Here is an 18473-nt window from a genome sequence, read left to right on the forward strand (position 1 = left end):
CGTTTGAACGAGACGTCTCGTCTCGTCTAGTCTCGTCGCCATGACCGCTCCCGCCCATATCGCCATGTTCTCCGTCGCCGCCCACGGCCATGTGAACCCCAGCCTCGAGGTGATCCGCGAACTCGTCGCCCGCGGCCACCGGGTCACGTACGCCATCCCGCCGGTCTTCGCCGAGAAGGTGGCAGCGACCGGTGCCCGGCCCGTGCCGTACACGTCCACGCTGCCCGGCCCCGACGCCGACCCCGAGGCCTGGGGGAGCACCCTGCTGGACCACGTGGAGCCGTTCCTGAACGACGCCATCCAGGCGCTCCCGCAGCTCGTCGCGGCCTACGAGGGCGACGAACCGGACCTGGTCCTGCACGACATCACCTCCTATCCGGCCCGCGTGCTCGCCCACCGCTGGGGCGTCCCGGCGATCTCCCTGTCCCCGAACCTCGTCGCCTGGGACGGCTACGAGGAGGAGGTCGCCGAGCCGATGTGGGCGGAGCCCCGGAAGACCGAGCGCGGCCGGGCCTACTACGCCCGGTTCCGCGCCTGGCTCACGGAGAACGGGATCACCGAGCAGCCGGACCCGTTCGTCGGACGGCCCGACCGCTCCCTCGTCCTCATCCCGAAGGCCCTCCAGCCGCACGCCGACCGCGTCGACCAGCGCGTGTACAGCTTCGTCGGCGCCTGCCAGGGCGACCGGGCCGACCAGGGCGACTGGCAGCGGCCCGCCGACGCCGAGAGGGTGGTCCTCGTCTCCCTGGGCTCGACGTTCACCAGGCAGCCCGCCTTCTACCGCGAGTGCGTCCGCGCCTTCGGTGACCTGCCCGGCTGGCACCTGGTCCTGCAGATCGGCGGCCAGGTGGCCCCGGCCGAGCTGGGCGACGTACCCGCGAACGTGGAAGTGCACCCCTGGGTACCGCAGTTGGCGATCCTGCGGCAGGCCGACCTGTTCGTCACGCATGCCGGTGCCGGCGGCAGTCAGGAGGGTCTCGCCACCGCCACGCCGATGATCGCCGTACCGCAGGCCGTGGACCAGTTCGGCAACGCCGATGTGCTCCAGGCCCTCGGTGTGGCCCGGCATCTGCCCACCGAGGAGGCCACCGCCGACCGCCTCCGCGAGACCGCCCTGGACCTCACCGGCGACCCGGAGGTCGCCCGGCGGCTGAAGGAGATCCAGGCGGAGATGGCCGAGGAGGGCGGCACCCGGCGCGCGGCCGACCTGATCGAGGCGGAACTGCCCGCGGGCTGAGCACGTGACAGGGGCCCGCCGGTTCCCCAGGACCGGCGGGCCCCTGCGTCTCCGGGCGGGATCAGACGGTGAGCCGCTCGCCCTCGTCGCGGACGGGGGCCGGCGCGGTCGCCTCGGGCGACTCGTCGTGGGTGAGGTCCGGCAGACGGTGCAGCCACTTCGGCAGGTACCAGTTGCGCTCGCCGAGCAGTGCCATCACGGCCGGCAGCAGTACGCCGCGGATGACCGTCGCGTCGATCAGGACGGCGGCGGCCAGGCCCACGCCCATCTGCTTCATGGACTGCATGGACAGCGTGCCGAAGATCGCGAACACGGCGACCATGATCACGGCGGCGCTGGTGACGACACCGGCCGTGGTGACCACACCGTGCTGGATGGCGTCCTCGGTGCTGCGGCCGCGCAGCCGGGCCTCGCGGATCCGGGAGACCACGAACACGTGGTAGTCCATGGACAGGCCGAACAGGATCACGAAGAGGAACAGCGGCAGCCAGGTGACGATCGCGCCGACGCCCTCCGCGCCCACCAGCGAGGCACCCCAGCCGTGCTGGAACACGGCGACCAGGATGCCGTAGGCGGCGCCCACCGACAGCAGGTTGAGCACGATCGAGGTGATCGCCACCGTCAGCGAGCGGAACGACAGCAGCATCAGCAGGAAGGCGAAGGCGACCACGAACGCGAACACCGGGACGACGGAGCCGAGGAGCTGGTCGTTGAAGTCGCGGTTGCCCGCGACCTGCCCGGTGATCGGGGCCTGGACGCCCTCCACCTTGCCGAGGGTGGCGGGCCGCACCTCGTCACGCAGCTTGTCGAGGCTCTTGACCGCGCGGTCCATGTCGGAGCCGCCGACCAGCGGTACGGAGACCAGGGCGACGTTCTGCGCCCGGTGCACCTTGATGTCGACGGGGCCGCGCGAGGCGCCCGAGGAGATGGCCCGCTGCTTGAAGTCGGCCAGTGCCCGCCGTACCTCCGGCGCGCTGATGTCCTTGGCGCCGACGACCACCTGGGCGGGCTCGGAGCCGCCCGGGAAGGCCGCGTTGAGCCGGTCGTAGGTCTGCACGATCGGCAGCGAGTTCCCGAACTCCTGGTCCAGCGTGAGCTGCTGGGTCTTCATGCCGAGCGCGGGCGCGGCGACGGCGAGCAGCGCGCCCGCCGCCACGACCACGGAGATCAGCGGCTTGGCCAGCACCCCGCGCAGCACGGCGGTCCAGAAGCGGCTGTCGGTGTTGCCGCCGCGCCGGCGCCGCCGGCCCAGGAAGGGGAGGCGGCCCTTCTCGACCCGCTCGCCCAGCAGGGAGAGCAGCGCGGGCAGCACGGTCACCGAGCCGACCATGGCGACGGCGACCACCATCAGCGAGGCCAGGCCCATCGCCTCGAACTCGGCGAGCCCGGTGAAGAGCATGCCCGCCATCGCCACGCACACCGTGACCCCGGAGACGATGATCGCGCGGCCGCTGGTGGCGGCGGCGATGCGCAGGGCGGCGCCCGCGTCCCGGCCGGCGTCCCGCTCCTCGCGTTCCCGGCGCAGGTAGAACAGGCAGTAGTCGACGCCGACGGCCATGCCGACCAGCAGCATCACGGAGTTGGCGGTGTCGCTCATCGGCTGGACGTGGCTGACGATGCCCATCAGGCCCATCGTCGCCATGATCGCGGTGACCGCCAGGGCCACCGGCAGGAGCGCGGCCACCAGGGCGCCGAACGCGATCAGCAGGATGCCGAGGGCCACCGGCACGGCCGAGTACTCGGCCTTCTGGAAGTCGTCCCCGAAGGCGTCCTGGTACTGCTTGTTCATGCTGGCGCCGCCGATCTCCTCGATCCGCAGGCCGTCGTGCGCCTTCTGCACCCCGGCGACGGCGTGCAGCACCGGCTCGACCCGGTCGGCGGCGCTCTCCGCGTCGCCGCGCATGTCGAACTGCACCAGCGCGGTACGGCCGTCCCGGGAGATGGTGCGCGTGTCGTACGGGGAGGTCACATGGGTGACCTTCCCGGTGCCGCCGACGGCCTCGACCACGTCGTCGACGGCGGCCCGGAACTCGCCGCTCGTCGCCTTGAGGGCGCCGTCCCGGGACTGGATCAGCACGGTCTCTCCGGCCGGCTGCTCGATGCCCGCGTCCTCGATGATCTTCGCCGCGGTGTGTGTCTCGCCCTTGAGCTGGTCGCTCTCGTCCACGTCGACCCGGCCGGCCGCCGAGCCGAGCCCCATGGCCAGGACGACGAACAGCACCCATATGCCGACGGCGGCCCAGCGGTGCCGGGCGCTCCAGCCGCCGGCGCGGGCGGCCAGCCCCCGCACGCGCACGTCCGTGTTCCCCATGACGGGCTTTCCCCCTCGTATGCGGTGACGACCCCCTGCCGCCACGTCCTCGCTCGTTCGCTTCGACGGTATGGGCCCCGCGCGGAGGTCTCGTCGTACTGCCCGGTGAAGTGGCGCGGGCCCGGGTCACCGCTGGGGAGGACGGCGGCCCCTTACATCTTTCGGGGCTTCCCGGGGACGCGTCTCGGGGTGAGCGGGCCGGCGGACAGCCGTGTCCGATCCGCCGTCGAAGATCCACTTTGTGATTACGAAACCTTGTTGAACAAGTCACAGGTGCGTGTAGAGGTTGAATCGCGGGCCGCTGATCGGCCAGAGTTTCGCGCAACCCGGCTCGTTCCGGGCCCGGCCGCCGTGCCCGCCCCCACGGGGCACGGCGGCCGATCTAACCTGTCCGGGTGACGACCTATGCGGCGCTGCTGCGCGGAATCAACGTCGGTGGCAGCAGGAAACTCCCGATGGCCGATCTCCGCTCGCTCCTGACGGGCCTCGGCCACGGTGGCGTACGGACCCATCTGCAGAGCGGCCAGGCCGTGTTCAGCGCCGCACACGGCGACGAGGAGTCCCTGGCGGCCGAGTTGACCCGGGCGATCGAGGCGCGGTTCGGCTTCCGGGTCGACGTGATCGTGCGCGACCACGCCTACCTGCGGGCGGTGGCCGATGCGTGCCCGTTCCCGGCCGCCGAACTGACCGCGAAGCAGCTCCACGTCACCTACTTCTCCGCACCGGTCACCCCGGACCGCTTCGAGACGATCGACTCCGCCCCGCACCTCCCCGAGGAGTTCCGCCTCGGCGACCGCTGCCTCTACCTGTACGCCCCGGACGGCCTGGGCCGCTCCAAGCTCGCCGAGGCGCTGTCCCGCCGTCCCGCCAAGGGCCTGATCGCCACCAGCCGCAACTGGAACACGGTGCTGAAGCTCGTCGAACTGACCGCTCCCGAGGAGTGAGGACCGGTGGCCGATTAACGCCCATGGGGCGCTGAGGGCGTTCCGGGCGGGTGACGCATCCGTCCGGCCGAACGCAGAACGAGGTACCGGCCGCGGTCCGACGTCACAGGGGAACGCCGGACCGCGGCCGGCGGTCCCACCGCGCCGCGGAGCGCCCGTCCCACGGGGGCCCGCGACCGGCGCGCCCCGATCCACGGGCCGGCCCGCTGTCCGTTCCGTCGGGAGTGTCCGGCCTGGTCAAGGGGCGCGGATCACTCGTACGGGTGACTCTTTTCGGCCCTTCCACGCGCGTGGGCGGAGCACCACCAGACTCCTGGACACGGCCGGAGCCGCCGCATGGGTAACGTCGGCGGTCCCGGACCCGGCCCGGTACGGCCCCTCCCAGACCAGGAGTCAGGACAGGAAGATGAGCACCTACTACCACGGGAACGTCAACGGCCCCGGTCACCTGGGCTCCTACGGCCGCACCGGCAGCAACCACGGACCGGACCCGGAGACCGTCTTCCGGCTCACCGAGGGACTCCTCGAGGCGCTGCACGCCGAGCTCCCCGGCCTCGTCGTCCACGGGGAGGTCATCATGGCCGCGCTGGAGGAGGCCGCGGCGGACGGCGGCCCGCCCAACCGGGGCCGCATCCGCTCGAGCCTGGATGCCATCAGCATCGGCGCGCCGGCCGGGACCAGCAGCCTCGCCTTCACCCAGCAACTGGTGCGCCTGCTGGACCTGTGAACGGGCCGGGCCCCGCCCCGGTTCAGGCGCCCAGAGCCGTGCGGGCCGGCAACCCCGCCGTGTCGTAGCGGTCCAGCAGGAGCCGCGCCACCTCGGGGGCCGGCCCCAGGACGTCCGCCAGGACGTCGGCCTCCGCGGCGCCGCGCGCGATCCGGTCCGGCAGGAAACCGGGGGCGAGGACGTAGGGCGCCACGGCGACCCGTTCGCAGCCGAGGGCGCGCAGTTCTGCCACCGCGTCCTCGGTGCGGGGAAGAGAAGCGGAGGCGAACGCAGGCCGCACGGCGCACCAACCGGTGCGCCACCACTCCCGCGCGATGTCGGCGATCACTGCGATCGCCTCCGGGTCGGAGGACCCCGCCGAGGCCAGCACGACCCCGGTCGAGGACTTGTCGGCGGGCGTCAGCCCCGCCTCGTACAGGCGCCGTTCCAGCGCCGACAGCAGCAGCGGCGACGGGCCCAGCACCTCGGCCTGGCGGATGCGCAGCCCGCGCGGCGCGTCCCGCAGGACCGCCGGGATGTCGGCCTTCGCGTGGAAGGCACGGGTCAGCAGCAACGGCAGCGCCACCACGTCCCGCACCCCCTCCGCGGCCAGCGACTCCAGTACCCCGTGCACGGACGGGATGTTGAAGTCCAGGAAGCCGGTCTCCACGCGCAGCCCGGGCCGCAGCGACCGCACCCGCTCCACCAGGGCGTGCACGGTCGCGGCATGCCGCGGGTCGCGGCTGCCGTGGGCGATCACCAGGAGGACGGGTCGAACCGGCTTGCCGTACATGGGAATCAGCTCTTCACCAGAAGGCCACGGCTGCGCAGCACCCACCGCTCGAGCGGGGAGAAGATGAGCAGGTCGATGGCGATACCGACGAACAGGATCAGGAAGATCGCCTCGAACACCATGGACATGGAGCTGGCGTTGCGGCCGTTCTCCAGCAACGCGCCCAGGCCGATGCCGAGGTCGGGGGAGGAGGCGATGATCTCCGCCGCCATGAGCGAGCGCCAGGAGAAGGCCCACCCCTGCTTCAGGCCGGCCAGATAGCCCGGCAGCGAGGCCGGCAGCACGATGTGCCAGGCACCCCTCAGTCCCGTCGCACCCATCGTGCGGCCCGCCCGCAGGAACAGCGGCGGCACCTGGTCGATACCGGACACCAGGCCGTTGGCGATCGAGGGCACCGCGCCGAGCAGGATCACCGCGTACATCATCTGGTTGTCCAGGCCCAGCCAGATCACCGCGGGCGGCACCCAGGCCACCGACGGCAGCGACTGCAGACCGGAGAGCACCGGCCCGATGGCCGCGCGCACGAACCTCACCCGGGCCACCAGCAGGCCCAGCGGCGTGCCGATGGCCAGCGCGAGCAGGAAGCCCAGCAGACCGCGCGAGACGCTGGTCCAGATGTAGCCGAGCAGCTTGCCTTCCAGCCAGGCCCGCTTGAACTCGCCGCCCACGTCGGAGGGGGAGGGCAGCTTCGTCGGGTCGTCGACGATCCTGAGGGAGATCAGTGCCTGCCAGACGACCAGCACCACGACCGTGGCGACGATCGGCGGCAGGATCTTGCGGACGAAGGTCTGCCGGAACGGAGCCCGGCCCGTGACGGCGGTCTCCAGGGCGTCCAGGCCCGCCTCGACGCTTCCCGCGTCCGTGGCGGTCTTCGTCTCAGTGCTGGCCATGGCGGCGGATCTCCCCACGCAGTACTTCGGTGATCTCGAGGGACAGTTCGGCGACCGGGGCGTCCTCGATGCGCCGCGGCTGCGGGATGTCCACCCGCCACTCCCGGGCCACCCGGCCCGGACGGGACGACAGCAGCACCACCCGCTGCGCGAGCCGGACCGCCTCACGGACGTTGTGCGTGACGAACAGGACGGACACTCCCGTCTCCGCCCAGATCCGGGTCAGTTCGTCGTGCAGCAGGTCGCGGGTGATCGCGTCCAGCGCGGCGAACGGCTCGTCCATCAGCAGCAACTGGCTGTCCTGCGCGAGCGCCCGGGCCATGGCCACGCGCTGCCGCATACCGCCGGACAGCTCGTGCACCCGCTTGCCGTACGAGCCCTGGAGCCGGACCAGTTCGAGGAGCTGCTCGGCCCTGCCGCGCCGCTCGCCCTTCGGAACGCCCCTGAGCCTCAGGGCGAGTTCGATGTTCTTGCCCGCGGTCAGCCACGGGAACAGCGCGTGCTCCTGGAACATCAGGGCGGGGCGCCCGTGGGTCGCGATGCTGCCGGCGGTGGGCCGGTCCAGCCCCGCCACCAGGTTCAGCAGCGTCGACTTGCCGCAGCCCGAGGCACCCAGGAGGGTGACGAACTCGCCGGGCGCGACATCCAGCGTGATGTCGTCGAGGACGAGTTGCCGCCCCGCCGGCCCGGCGAAGGACTTCGATACCTGCTCGATGCGCGCCGCGTACTCGACTGCCTCGGCGTCTTCGGCCTTGGCGAGGGCGGTTGCCATGGTCGTCACCTCCTGGGAACGCTCGGATCCGGACTTACTTGACGGCGAGACCGGCGTCGTCGACGGTGCTCTCACCCTTGGCCTTGAGGACCTTGTTCAAGAGGGTGAGGTCGTAGACGCCGTCCAGCTTCGGGTCCTCCAGCAGACCCGCCTTGACGGCGTGCCCGGCCTCGGTGTCGAGGGTCGCGGCCAGCGGGTCGTCGGTGATCTGGATCGACTTCCAGGCCGGGTCCAGGACGTCGGCCGGCAGCTCCTTGCCGGAGTCGATGCCGAGCTGCTTGTTCGCCGCGGCCTTGGCCTCGTCCGGGTTGGCGTTGATCCACGCGTTGGTGTCGACCGATGCCTTCAGCACCGCCTCGACGGCCTTCGGGTGCTCCTTCAGGAACTTCTGCGACACGACGATGTTCGTGATCACGAACTTCTTGCCGGGCCACAGGGACGCCTCGTCGAGCAGCACCTTGCCGCCCTCGGCGACCAGCTTGGACGCGGTCGGCTCGGGCACCCAGGCGCCGTCGACGGAGCCGGACTTGTAGGCGTCCGGGGTCACCTTGTTGTCGGTGCGGACGACGGAGACGTCACCCTTGCCGCTCTGCGCGTCGACCTTCCAGCCTTGCTCGGCGGCCCAGTTGAGGAAGGCCACGTCCTGGGTGTTGCCGAGCTGCGGTGTCGCGATCTTCTTGCCCTTGACGTCCTTCAGGGACTTGATCTTCTTCGGGTTCACGACCAGCTTCACCCCGCCGGACGCCGAACCGCCGATGATCCGCAGGCTCTTGCCGTCCGACTTGGTGTAGCCGTTGATCGCCGGGGACGGCCCGAGCCAGCCGATGTCGATGGAACCCGAGTTCAGCGCCTCGATCTCGGACGGACCGGCGTTGAACACCTGGTAGTCGGCCCTGGTCGCGCCGAGCGACTTCTGGAAGAAGCCCTTTTGGTTGCCCACCAGCGCGGTCGCGTGGGTCAGGTTGCCGAAGTAGCCGATCTTCACGGAGTCCAGGCCGTCGATCTTCTTCGACCCGGCGGCGATCCGGGCGCCCGCGTCGTCGTCCTTGGCCTCGGACCCGTAGCCGCAGGCCGCGAGCGTCAGCAGGGGGAGGGCCGCTATCGCGGCCAGGCCGCGGCGAAGCAGGGTGGAACTGGCAGGCACGGGAGGCTTTCCTCTCGTTGGCCCGGCGGTCACGCCTCTTTCAGGTCGTGGCCGGGAGTTCGGCAAAGGGTCTTCGTCGCTGGGCGCGCGTGCGGTGCGCGTACGTCACCGCACACATCGCGCCACTCCGCCCTGCCCGCTGCCGAGGGCACCGCTGCCGATGCGGCCGCCCTCCTTGGCGAACATCGAGTAGAAATCGGGGGAGTTCATGGTCAGAAGTCCCAGCCGTCGTCTTCGGGCGCGTCCTTGACCGGCTCGGGGGAGGCGAACGACTCGCCGACCATGCCGGCGGTGAGCGTGGTCCCGTCGTTCGGATCGATCAGGATGAAGGAACCGGTGCGGCGCGAGTCAGCGTAGGAGTCGACCGGCAGCGGCTCGGCGGTACGGATCTTCACCCGGCCGATGTCGTTGGCGGCGAGCAGCCCGGGGTGCGGGTGCAGGGACAGGTCGTCGAGGGTGAGCCGGGACGGGATGTCCTTGACGATCGCCTTCACCGTGCGGGTGCCGTGCTTGAGCAGCACCCGGTGCCCGACGGACAGCGGCTGGTCGGCGACATGGCAGACGGTCGCCTCCACGTCCTGCGTGACGGCCGGGGCGTCCTTCGCCGGCACGATCAGATCGCCGCGCGAGACGTCGATGTCGTCCTCCAGCAGCACCGTCACCGACTGCGTCGTCCACGCCACGTCGACCGGCTCGCCCAGCAGGTCGATGCCGGAGATCCGGGTGGTACGCCCCGACGGCAGGAGGGCGACCGAATCGCCGACCCGGAAGGTGCCGGCGGCGATCTGGCCCGCGTAGCCCCGGTAGTCCGGGTGCTCGGCGGTCTGCGGCCGGATCACGAACTGCACGGGGAGCCGGGCGTGGCAGTGCGCCAGGTCGTGGCTGACGGGGACCGTCTCCAGGTGCTCCAGCACGGTCGGGCCGCCGTACCAGTCCATGTTCGCGGACGGCTCCACCACGTTGTCACCGGCCAGCGCCGAGATCGGGACGGCGGTGACCTCCGGGACGCCCAGCTCGGTGGCGTACGCGGTGAACTCCTCGGCGATCGCGGCGAAGACGGACTCCTCGTACGCGACGAGGTCCATCTTGTTGACCGCGAGGACCACGTGCGGCACGCGCAGGAGCGCGGCGATCGCCGCGTGCCGGCGGGTCTGCTCGACCACTCCGTTGCGGGCGTCGACGAGGATCACCGTCAGCTCGGCCGTGGAGGCGCCCGTCACCATGTTGCGGGTGTACTGCACATGGCCGGGGGTGTCGGCGAGGATGAACCGGCGCCGGGGCGTGGCGAAGTAGCGGTAGGCCACGTCGATGGTGATGCCCTGCTCCCGCTCGGCGCGCAGGCCGTCGGTGAGCAGCGCCAGGTCCGGGCCCTCCTGACCGCGGCTCGCGGACGCCCGCTCCACGGCCTCGAGCTGGTCGGTGAGGATCGACTTGGAGTCGTGCAGCAGCCGCCCGACGAGCGTGGACTTGCCGTCGTCGACGGAGCCGGCGGTGGCGAACCGCAGCAGGGTGGTCTCCGAGAGCGTCTCGGTCGTGATGGTGCTCATGCTTAGAAGTACCCCTCGCGCTTGCGGTCTTCCATCGCGGCCTCGGAGAGCTTGTCGTCGGCGCGGGTCGCGCCCCGCTCCGTGAGCCGGGACGCGGCGATCTCGGCGATGACGGCGTCCAGCGTGGTCGCCTCGGAGTCGACGGCGCCGGTGCAGGACATGTCGCCGACCGTGCGGTAGCGCACCAGGCGCTTCTCGACGGTCTCGCCGTCCTTGGCGCCGCCCCACTCGCCGGCCGTCAGCCACATCCCCGCCCGCTGGAAGACCTCTCGCTCGTGGGCGAAGTAGATCTCCGGCAGTTCGATGCCCTCGCGGGCGATGTACTGCCAGACGTCCAGCTCGGTCCAGTTGGACAGCGGGAAGACGCGGACGTGCTCGCCCGGGGCGTGCCGCCCGTTGTACAGGTTCCACAGCTCGGGGCGCTGCCGGCGCGGGTCCCACTGGGAGAACTCGTCCCGCAGGGAGAACACCCGCTCCTTGGCGCGGGCCTTCTCCTCGTCGCGCCGCCCGCCGCCGAACACCGCGTCGAACTTCTCGCTCTGGATCTTCTCCGTCAGCGGAAGGGTCTGCAGCGGGTTACGGGTGCCGTCGGGACGCTCCTTGAGTACACCGCGGTCGATGTAGTCCTGTACGGATGCCACATGGAGTCGCAGCCCATGCTCGGCGACCACACGGTCCCGGTACTGCAGGACCTCGGGGAAGTTGTGTCCCGTGTCCACATGGAGCAGCGAGAAGGGGATCGAGGCCGGGGCGAACGCCTTCAGCGCGAGGTGCAGCATCAGGATCGAGTCCTTGCCACCGGAGAACAGGATCACCGGGTTCTCGAACTCGCCCGCGACCTCGCGGAAGATGTGCACCGCCTCGGACTCCAGCGCGTCCAGGTGCGACAGGGCGTACGGAGTGTCCGTACCCTCGCCACCGGTCGCGGTCTCGGCGACGGTCGTCATGCCAGTCCCCTCTCACTGAGCAGGGCATGCACCGAGACCGCGGACTCCCGCACGGTCTGGTGCTGCGATTCGATCCGCAGGTCGGGTGTCTCGGGCTCCTCGTACGGGTCGTCCACGCCCGTCAGCCCCGACAGCTCACCCGCCGCCTGCTTGGCGTACAGCCCCTTCACGTCCCGTACCGAGCACACCTCGACCGGGGTCGCCACATGGATCTCCAGGTACGGCGTCCCGTTCTCCGCGTGCCGCTCGCGCACGGCCGCACGGCTGTCCGCGTAGGGCGCGATCACCGGGACCAGCGCCTTCACACCGTTGCGGGCGAGGAGTTCGGCGACGAATCCGATGCGCTGCACATTGGTGTGCCGGTCCTCGCGGCCGAAGCCGAGGCCCGCCGAGATGAACTCGCGGATCTCGTCGCCGTCGAGCACCTCGACGCGGTGGCCCTCGGCGCGCAGCCGGCCGGCCAGCTCGTACGCGATGGTGGTCTTGCCGGCGCTGGGCAGGCCCGTGAGCCAGACGGTGGCTCCGGTGGTCACGTGGTTCTCCTGGGTGTCGGTGGCTTCGGTGAAGGCCGTGGCAGCCGGACCTGCGGACGCGGTCTGCGTAGCCGTGTGCGCCGTCATCCGTGCAGCCCGCACTCGGTCTTGGAGCGCCCCGCCCAGCGGCCGGCGCGGGCGTCCTCGCCCTCCAGGACGCGGCGGGTGCAGGGGGCGCAGCCGATGGAGGGGTAACCGTCCATCAGCAGCGGGTTGGTGAGCACGCCGTGCTCGGCGACGTAGGCGTCCACGTCGTCCTGGGTCCAGCGGGCGATGGGGGAGATCTTGACCTTCTGCCGCTTCTCGTCCCAGCCGACGACCGGGGTGTTCGCCCGGGTCGGGGACTCGTCGCGGCGCAGGCCGGTCGCCCAGGCCTGGTAGCCCTTCAGACCCTCCTCCAGCGGCTTCACCTTGCGCAGCGCGCAGCACAGGTCGGGGTCGCGGTCGTGCAGCCTCGGGCCGTACTCCGCGTCCTGCTCGGCGACCGTCTGCCGTGGGGTGAGGGTGATGACGTTGACGTCCATCACGGCCTCCACGGCGTCCCGGGTGCCGATCGTCTCCGGGAAGTGGTAGCCGGTGTCGAGGAAGACCACGTCCACGCCCTTGCGGGCGCGGGAGGCGAGATGGGCGACCACGGCGTCCTCCATCGAGGAGGTGACGCAGAACCTCGTCCCGAAGGTGTCGACCGCCCACTGGAGGATCTCCAGCGCGGAGGCGTCCTCCAGGTCCCGGCCCGCCTGCTCGGCGAGCCGCCTCAACTCCTCGGCCGTGCGCTCCTGCTGAGCGGTCGTCATGCTCCGTCGCCCCCTTGGTCGTCGGCTCGCCTCAACCCCCGGGCCAGCAGCCCGAGGAACTTCAGCTGGAATGCTCGGTTGCACGCCCCGCACTCCCAGGCGCCGTGCCCCTGCTCACCGGGCCGCAGGTCCTCGTCGCCGCAGTAGGGGCAGTAGAAGGGCGCCGCCCGCTCACTCACGACAGGGCCTCCCTCTTCTCGGAAGCCCGGTTCGCCTCCGGGGCGCCTGTTGCCGGTGCACTCGCCCGCTTCACGACAAGGCCTCCTCGGAAGCTCGGGCCGCCCAGGTGGCGAAGCGCTCGCCGTCCTCGCGTTCGGCCTGGTAGCGCTTGAGGACCCGCTCGATGTAGTCGGGCAGCTCGGCCGAAGTGACCTTCAGGCCACGGACCTTGCGGCCGAAGCCCGCCTCCAGGCCGAGCGCGCCGCCGAGGTGCACCTGGTAGCCCTCGACCTGGTTGCCGTCGCCGTCCAGGACCAGCTGGCCCTTGAGGCCGATGTCCGCGACCTGGATACGGGCGCAGGCGTTCGGGCAGCCGTTGAGGTTGATGGTGAGCGGCTGGTCGAAGTCCGGCAGGCGGCGCTCGAGTTCGTCGATGAGCTGCGCGCCGCGCTGCTTGGTCTCCACGATGGCCAGCTTGCAGAACTCGATGCCGGTGCAGGCCATGGTGCCGCGCCGGAAGGAGGACGGCCGGGCGGTGAGGTCCAGCGCCTCCAGGCCCTCGACCAGCGAGTCGACCCGGTCCTGCTCGACGTCGAGAATGATCATCTTCTGCTCGACGGTGGTGCGGACCCGGCCCGAGCCGTGTGCCTCCGCGAGGTCGGCGATCTTGGTGAGGGTGGCGCCGTCGACCCGGCCGACGCGCGGGGCGAACCCCACGTAGAACCGGCCGTCCTTCTGCCGGTGCACACCGATGTGGTCGCGCCACTGCCGCACCGGCTGCTCGGGCGCGGGGCCGTCGATCAGCTTGCGGCCGCCCAGGTACTCGTCCTCCAGCACCTGGCGGAACTTCTCCGGGCCCCAGTCGGCGACCAGGAACTTCAGCCGGGCCCGGGTGCGCAGCCGGCGGTAGCCGTAGTCACGGAAGATCGAGACGACGCCCTCGTAGACGTCCGGAACCTCGTCGATCGGCACCCAGGCGCCGAGCCGGACGCCCAGCTTGGGGTTGGTGGACAGACCGCCGCCGACCCACAGGTCGAAGCCCGGCCCGTGCTCGGGGTGCCGGACGCCGACGAACGCCACGTCGTTGATCTCGTGCACCACGTCCAGCAGCGGCGACCCCGAGATGGCCGTCTTGAACTTCCGGGGGAGGTTCGAGTACGCCTTGTTGTTGAGGACCCGGCGCTTCATCTCCTCCAGCGCCGGCGTGCCGTCGATGATCTCGTCCTCGGCGATGCCCGCGACCGGCGAGCCGATCATCACACGCGGGGTGTCGCCGCACGCGGTGACGGTCGACAGGCCCACGCCCTCGAGCCGGTTCCAGATCTCGGGCACGTCCTCGATGCGGATCCAGTGGTACTGGACGTTCTGCCGGTCGGTGATGTCCGCGGTGCCTCGCGCGAACTCCTGCGAGATCTCACCGATGACCCGGAGCTGCCGGGTGGTGAGCGCTCCGCCGTCGATGCGCACCCGGAGCATGAAGAACTCGTCGTCCAGCTCCTCCGGCTCCAGGATCGCGGTCTTGCCGCCGTCGATCCCGGGCTTGCGCTGGGTGTACAGGCCCCACCAGCGCATGCGGCCGCGCAGGTCACCGGGGTCGATCGAATCGAAGCCGCGCTTCGAGTAGATCGTCTCAATGCGTGTCCGCACATTGAGACCGTCGTCGTCCTTCTTGGCCTGCTCGTTGGCGTTGAGCGGGGTGAAGTGGCCTGCGGCCCACTGACCCTCACCGCGGTGACGGCTCACCTTGCGGCGGGGCGCGGAGGCGGCAGGGTTCTGCGGGGTGGCGGCCATGGTTGATACGTCCTTCGGGACAGGCGGGAAACGCGGCTCTGACCTGCGCATGCGGGCGCATGGATGCGTGCCTGCGCGTCATTGCGCAGCAGGGAGTGAAGTGCGGGGAGATCGGCGGTGCTGGAGCTGTCAGCTCGCCGGACAGATGGCGCTGGACATGCGGCCGAGGTCGACGTGCCGCCGACTCACCAAGGCAATTCCAGTTCCAGGCATGACGGAAGCGTGTCACGCGGATCTCTGGCCAGTCCACCTTCGTCCGTAATATGGACGGAACTATTTCGAATGGCGAGACGGAGTGTTGTGGGTCACGCTCCGGGCCGGGGGCCGGGGGCTGGGGGCTCCGGGGTTCACGCTCCGGGCCACGGGCCGGGCGTCGCCACCTCCGGCTCCAGTTCCACCTTGGTGTCGAACAGCAGGAACCCGCGCCGCTGGTAGTTGGCCATGGCGAACTCGCCGTCCTTGCTGCACGTGTGCACCCACACCCGCTTCGTCGGCGTCCGCCCGGGCCACCGCTCGGCCAGGTCCCAGGCGCGGGCCGTGCCGTACGCGAGCAGGTGGCCGCCGATGCGCCGGCCGCGGAAGGCGGGGATCAGACCGAAGTAGACGATCTCGACCACGCCCTCGTCCTGCGCCTCCAGCTCGACGTATCCGGCGGGAGTGCCGCGGTCGTAGGCCACCCAGGTCTCGACGCCGGGACGGTCGAGGTGCTCCCGCCACCGCGCGTGGGTCCACCCGAGCCGGTCCGTCCAGCGGATGTCGCCGCCGACCGAGGCATAGAGGAAGCGGCTGAACTCGGGGGAGGGAACCTCGGCGCGGACGATCCGGACGTCGCCCTCGGGGGCGGCGGCCGGCAGGAGGTCGGCCGGCGAGTTCTGTTCCAGGGACCAGGTGGTGACGGTGACGCTGCTCATGCGGGCCAGGGAACCATCCCACCGGCCCGCCTGTCGATCGGCCAGGTCACTCCGCCCGGCCCCGCCCACCGGGGCGGGGGCCGGCCGTCACCTCAGTGAGCGGTCGAGCGCCTTCAGGGGGACCGCGAAGAGCATGCGATCCGAGAGGGACCACACCTCGCCCGTCTCCTCCCAGTACGAAAGGGAGCCCGCCGACTCGGCCCAGCAGTGGTGGGAGCCGTCGAATCCGCAGCGTGCCGCCCTGGCGTCCTCGCTGCTCTGGCGCCACAGGCCGCCGTGCCCGTCTCCCGTGCCGGACGCGCGTCCCACGTACCAGGACGGGGAGCCCGCCCCGGCCCGCCGGTGGGACAGCGCGCCGCTGATGCCGGTCACCCGGGTCCGGTAGGCCTCGATCGCGTCCGCCCGCCCGGCGGCGTCGGTGGCGAGCAGTCCGCTGCGCGCGGGGGAACCGTCGAACGCGTACCGCCACAGCCGGGTGCGCCGGTCGTCGCCGGGTGCGGTCCGTTCGGCGACGACGAGGCTGTCCGGCGCGGTGCCGCGGTCCAGGGAGAGGGTGGCCGGACAGGGCGGCCCGGAGGCGGCGCAGCGGCCGGCGGTGAAGCGGTAGGAGCCGACGGCGGGCATCACGTACCGGTAGCCGCCGGCGGACCAGCCGCCGGGCACCCGGCCGATCACGGGTGTATCGGCGGTGGTGCGCTGGATGCGGTCGAGGTCGTAGACGTAGAGCGCGGCGGAGCTGCCGGCCCGGGTGGTGACCAGCAGCTTGTCCTGGTACCAGACCATGCCGGTCAGGGTGGAGGACAGCCCGCGGTAGTCCCGCCCGCCGTCCACGGGCACCACCAGCAGTACCCAGCGGTAGACGGGCCGTGCGGGGTCTCCGGCGTCGACGAAGGCGACCCGGGCCAGGCCCCGGCCGGCCGCGGGCCCGCCGGCGGCGGTACGGGTCCAGCCGGTGAGGATCACCCGGTGGGTGCCCCAGACGCCGTCGTCGTCGGCGTCCCCGGAGGTGGTGACGGAGTGCGGCCGCCAGGTGGTGTCGGCGGCGTCGGCCCGGTCCCAGCAGTAGGCGCGGTCGGCGGACGGGGCGACGGGCAGGGTCGCCCGGTCGTCCGGGGCGCACTCGGCGCCCTCGCGCAGGGTGCGGTCGGCGCTCCCCAGGACGGCGCCGACACCGACCGGGCGGCCCATGGACGCGGCGAGCCTGTGCAGGTCGCGGGCGGGCACCAGGCGCTCCTGGAGTCCGAGCCGGGCGGTGTCCGAGGGGGAGGTCAGCGGCTTGAGCGCGCCGGGGCTCTCGGCGACCTCGGCCTGCGAGGTGCTGATCAGCGTGGCGGCCGCGGTGAGCGCAAGCGCGGTCCCGGTGAGGACCGCGCGCAGGGCGGTGCCCCGTCTGCGCCGGCGGTGTCTGCCGCGATGCTTCATGTCTCCTCCCGGTGGGCCAACTGCGCCTGGTGGTCCGTACGTTGACCGGGGAGCAGGTGGGGAGGCCCACAGGGATGCTACGGCAGTAAGGGGCGGCGTAGGGCCAAGACCCCCAAATACGCGAAAGGCACCCGCACAAACCGGGCGGTCCGCCCGCGCGGCCGGTTCTCGGACACCGCAGTCCCGCCCGCGCGTCAGTCCGCGCCCGCCGCCGCCCGCCGCCGCGCAGCCACGGTCGGTGCCACCGACTGGGGCAGCAGGTCACGGGGGTTGCTCGGCAGCAGCACCTCGACCTCCGCGTCCTCGCGGAATCGATACGGCCGGTGCTGCAGCAGATCCCCCAGGTAGCGGCGGACCCTGGACATCTCGGCCCGCACCGTCACCGTTCTGGACGGATCGCCGAACAGGTCCTCCGCCAGCGCCGCCGCCCCCCGCCCTTCGCGGTGTTCGGTGAGCAGGTACAGCAACTCGGCGTGCCGGGGGCTGAGTTCCCGGGACCAGGAGCCGGCCGCCCCGGACACGGTCACCGAGGTACGGCCCGCCCGGCTCAGGTCCAGCCGGACCCGGCTCGCGATGCCCGGCGCCGCGTCGTCCGCCACCCGCAGCAGCCAGCCCCCGGCCAGCGGCTCCACCGCGCAGTGGCCCAGCGGCGGCAGCCACCGGCGCCCCGGGGAGAGCGACTTGGGCAGGCCGAGCCGCCGCACGTACGGCATCCCGGTCACGGCCGCGGCCCAGCCGTTCAGGTCCACCACCAGCGCCCGGCCGTCCAGCCGGGCCAGCACCGGCGCGCCCACCGCGCGCAGCCGCTCCAGCGATTCCAGGTGCAGTTCGCGCAGCCGGGCCTCGGCGAGTTTGGCGACGGAGTCCACCCAGGAGAGGGTCGCCGGATGCATGGTGCGCAGCGGGCCGCTGATGTCCACCACCCCGATGAGCCGCCCGTCCCTGGGGTCGGCGATCGGGGCACCCGTGCAGGTCCAGGAGGCGTGCGAGCGGACGAAGTGCTCGGCGGCGAACACCTGCACCGGCCGCCGCACCACCGCGGGGGTGCCCACGCCGTTGGTGCCGACGACGTCCTCCCGCCAGTCCGCGCCGAGTTCGAAGCCGAGGCCGTCGGCCTTGCGCAGCACCTGCGGCGACCCCTCCCGCCACAGCACGCGCCCCTCGGCGTCGGCGACGACCATGATGTGCTGGGCGACGTCCGCGACCGAAAGCAGTCCCTCGCGCAGCACCGGCAGCACGTGCCGCAGCGGTGACTCCTCGCGTCTGCGCCGCACTTCGTCGGCGGACAGCAGACCGGATCTGAAGTCGTGGTCGGGGTCGACCCCGCTGCGCAGCATCCGTCCCCAGGACTGCTCGATCACCGGCCGGGGCGCGATCCGCGCGCGCTGCCCGGCGAGTGTCGCCTCACGTACCTCGCTCAGCACCCGCGCCGCCTGCGCCGCGTCCACGGCGGCCAGACGCGCCAGGTTCATCGGCGGGTTCACCACTGGTGGTCCTCCCGGAATGGCCTCGAACACACTTGTCAAGCCATACCGGGCGGCGGTTTCCGGTCGGCTTCAGTGCACATACTGC

General features: G+C 71.7%; 18 protein-coding genes. 3 read left to right on the plus strand and 15 right to left on the minus strand.

Features of this window, described 5'->3' with window-relative positions; genetic code table 11:
• The first annotated feature begins 40 nt into the window (after positions 1-40).
• On the plus strand, positions 41-1237 hold the full coding sequence (gene mgt, locus ACZ6B1_RS25150; protein WP_468781886.1) for a macrolide-inactivating glycosyltransferase: 1197 nt from the start codon (positions 41-43) through the stop codon (positions 1235-1237).
• Positions 1238-1298: 61 nt separating this feature from the next.
• Here the strand turns inward: mgt and ACZ6B1_RS25155 are convergent, their stop codons facing one another.
• Entirely contained in the window at positions 1299-3548 is a 2250-nt protein-coding gene (locus ACZ6B1_RS25155; RefSeq protein ID WP_468781888.1) for an MMPL family transporter, read from the minus strand.
• 395 nt (positions 3549-3943) lie between these two features.
• On the opposite strand from ACZ6B1_RS25155, the gene ACZ6B1_RS25160 reads away from it, so the two are divergent.
• Entirely contained in the window at positions 3944-4492 is a 549-nt protein-coding gene (locus ACZ6B1_RS25160; RefSeq protein ID WP_468781890.1) for a DUF1697 domain-containing protein, read from the plus strand.
• A gap of 406 nt (positions 4493-4898) precedes the next feature.
• Positions 4899-5219 carry a hypothetical protein gene (locus ACZ6B1_RS25165; protein WP_468781892.1) on the plus strand — a complete coding sequence of 107 codons (321 nt, stop codon included), beginning with the start codon at positions 4899-4901 and terminating at the stop codon, positions 5217-5219.
• Positions 5220-5241: 22 nt separating this feature from the next.
• Here ACZ6B1_RS25165 and ACZ6B1_RS25170 read toward each other — a convergent pair whose 3' ends face one another.
• The 14 genes from ACZ6B1_RS25170 to ACZ6B1_RS25235 all read right to left on the minus strand — a co-directional run bounded on the left by ACZ6B1_RS25170 (position 5242) and on the right by ACZ6B1_RS25235 (position 18373).
• A complete protein-coding gene (locus ACZ6B1_RS25170; RefSeq protein ID WP_468781894.1) occupies positions 5242-5991 on the minus strand; it encodes a sirohydrochlorin chelatase in 750 nt (249 codons plus the stop codon).
• A gap of 5 nt (positions 5992-5996) precedes the next feature.
• Entirely contained in the window at positions 5997-6881 is an 885-nt protein-coding gene (locus ACZ6B1_RS25175) for an ABC transporter permease (protein ID WP_468781896.1), read from the minus strand.
• Positions 6868-7653 (minus strand): ABC transporter ATP-binding protein, encoded by a 786-nt coding sequence (locus tag ACZ6B1_RS25180; RefSeq protein ID WP_468781897.1) that lies wholly within the window; start codon positions 7651-7653, stop codon positions 6868-6870. Before ACZ6B1_RS25180 ends, ACZ6B1_RS25175 begins: the two co-directional genes overlap by 14 nt.
• A gap of 34 nt (positions 7654-7687) precedes the next feature.
• Complete coding sequence (locus tag ACZ6B1_RS25185; RefSeq protein WP_468781899.1) at positions 7688-8797, minus strand: aliphatic sulfonate ABC transporter substrate-binding protein; 1110 nt, start codon at positions 8795-8797, stop codon at positions 7688-7690.
• A 212-nt stretch (positions 8798-9009) separates the two neighbouring features.
• The gene (locus ACZ6B1_RS25190; protein WP_468781901.1) at positions 9010-10344 is read right to left on the minus strand and encodes a sulfate adenylyltransferase subunit 1; all 1335 of its coding nucleotides are present in this window, start codon (positions 10342-10344) and stop codon (positions 9010-9012) included.
• A 2-nt stretch (positions 10345-10346) separates the two neighbouring features.
• Positions 10347-11291: a sulfate adenylyltransferase subunit CysD gene (cysD, locus tag ACZ6B1_RS25195; RefSeq protein WP_468781903.1), complete on the minus strand. Its 945-nt coding sequence runs from the start codon at positions 11289-11291 to the stop codon at positions 10347-10349.
• Entirely contained in the window at positions 11288-11911 is a 624-nt protein-coding gene (gene cysC / locus ACZ6B1_RS25200) for an adenylyl-sulfate kinase (RefSeq protein WP_468781905.1), read from the minus strand. The genes cysD and cysC overlap by 4 nt, the downstream gene beginning before the upstream one ends.
• Positions 11908-12618 carry a phosphoadenylyl-sulfate reductase gene (locus ACZ6B1_RS25205; protein ID WP_468781907.1) on the minus strand — a complete coding sequence of 237 codons (711 nt, stop codon included), beginning with the start codon at positions 12616-12618 and terminating at the stop codon, positions 11908-11910. The genes cysC and ACZ6B1_RS25205 overlap by 4 nt, the downstream gene beginning before the upstream one ends.
• Positions 12615-12797 (minus strand): hypothetical protein, encoded by a 183-nt coding sequence (locus tag ACZ6B1_RS25210; protein ID WP_250400994.1) that lies wholly within the window; start codon positions 12795-12797, stop codon positions 12615-12617. The genes ACZ6B1_RS25205 and ACZ6B1_RS25210 overlap by 4 nt, the downstream gene beginning before the upstream one ends.
• A 70-nt stretch (positions 12798-12867) precedes the next feature.
• Complete coding sequence (locus tag ACZ6B1_RS25215) at positions 12868-14568, minus strand: nitrite/sulfite reductase (RefSeq protein ID WP_468781909.1); 1701 nt, start codon at positions 14566-14568, stop codon at positions 12868-12870.
• Positions 14569-14697: 129 nt separating this feature from the next.
• Positions 14698-14781: a putative leader peptide gene (locus ACZ6B1_RS25220; protein WP_310739661.1), complete on the minus strand. Its 84-nt coding sequence runs from the start codon at positions 14779-14781 to the stop codon at positions 14698-14700.
• A gap of 134 nt (positions 14782-14915) precedes the next feature.
• Positions 14916-15479 carry a GNAT family N-acetyltransferase gene (locus ACZ6B1_RS25225; protein WP_468781911.1) on the minus strand — a complete coding sequence of 188 codons (564 nt, stop codon included), beginning with the start codon at positions 15477-15479 and terminating at the stop codon, positions 14916-14918.
• 87 nt (positions 15480-15566) lie between these two features.
• Positions 15567-16901 (minus strand): hypothetical protein, encoded by a 1335-nt coding sequence (locus tag ACZ6B1_RS25230; RefSeq protein ID WP_468781913.1) that lies wholly within the window; start codon positions 16899-16901, stop codon positions 15567-15569.
• A 194-nt stretch (positions 16902-17095) separates the two neighbouring features.
• A complete protein-coding gene (locus ACZ6B1_RS25235; protein WP_468781915.1) occupies positions 17096-18373 on the minus strand; it encodes a GAF domain-containing protein in 1278 nt (425 codons plus the stop codon).
• Between the last annotated feature and the right edge of the window lie 100 nt (positions 18374-18473).

Source organism: Streptomyces sp. NPDC041129 (assembly GCF_055592265.1).

What these genes read in the sequence shown, in the direction of transcription:
- ACZ6B1_RS25230 (WP_468781913.1), bottom strand. Translation starts at nt 16,901, where the DNA reads ATGAAGCATCGCGGCAGACACCGCCGGCGCAGACGGGGCACCGCCCTG.
- mgt (WP_468781886.1), top strand. Translation starts at nt 41, where the DNA reads ATGACCGCTCCCGCCCATATCGCCATGTTCTCCGTCGCCGCCCACGGC.
- ACZ6B1_RS25170 (WP_468781894.1), bottom strand. Translation starts at nt 5,991, where the DNA reads ATGTACGGCAAGCCGGTTCGACCCGTCCTCCTGGTGATCGCCCACGGC.
- ACZ6B1_RS25180 (WP_468781897.1), bottom strand. Translation starts at nt 7,653, where the DNA reads ATGGCAACCGCCCTCGCCAAGGCCGAAGACGCCGAGGCAGTCGAGTAC.
- ACZ6B1_RS25220 (WP_310739661.1), bottom strand. Translation starts at nt 14,781, where the DNA reads ATGCCTGGAACTGGAATTGCCTTGGTGAGTCGGCGGCACGTCGACCTC.
- ACZ6B1_RS25155 (WP_468781888.1), bottom strand. Translation starts at nt 3,548, where the DNA reads ATGGGGAACACGGACGTGCGCGTGCGGGGGCTGGCCGCCCGCGCCGGC.
- ACZ6B1_RS25175 (WP_468781896.1), bottom strand. Translation starts at nt 6,881, where the DNA reads ATGGCCAGCACTGAGACGAAGACCGCCACGGACGCGGGAAGCGTCGAG.
- ACZ6B1_RS25165 (WP_468781892.1), top strand. Translation starts at nt 4,899, where the DNA reads ATGAGCACCTACTACCACGGGAACGTCAACGGCCCCGGTCACCTGGGC.
- cysD (WP_468781903.1), bottom strand. Translation starts at nt 11,291, where the DNA reads ATGACGACCGTCGCCGAGACCGCGACCGGTGGCGAGGGTACGGACACT.
- ACZ6B1_RS25205 (WP_468781907.1), bottom strand. Translation starts at nt 12,618, where the DNA reads ATGACGACCGCTCAGCAGGAGCGCACGGCCGAGGAGTTGAGGCGGCTC.
- ACZ6B1_RS25190 (WP_468781901.1), bottom strand. Translation starts at nt 10,344, where the DNA reads ATGAGCACCATCACGACCGAGACGCTCTCGGAGACCACCCTGCTGCGG.
- ACZ6B1_RS25215 (WP_468781909.1), bottom strand. Translation starts at nt 14,568, where the DNA reads ATGGCCGCCACCCCGCAGAACCCTGCCGCCTCCGCGCCCCGCCGCAAG.
- ACZ6B1_RS25225 (WP_468781911.1), bottom strand. Translation starts at nt 15,479, where the DNA reads ATGAGCAGCGTCACCGTCACCACCTGGTCCCTGGAACAGAACTCGCCG.
- cysC (WP_468781905.1), bottom strand. Translation starts at nt 11,911, where the DNA reads ATGACGGCGCACACGGCTACGCAGACCGCGTCCGCAGGTCCGGCTGCC.
- ACZ6B1_RS25235 (WP_468781915.1), bottom strand. Translation starts at nt 18,373, where the DNA reads ATGAACCTGGCGCGTCTGGCCGCCGTGGACGCGGCGCAGGCGGCGCGG.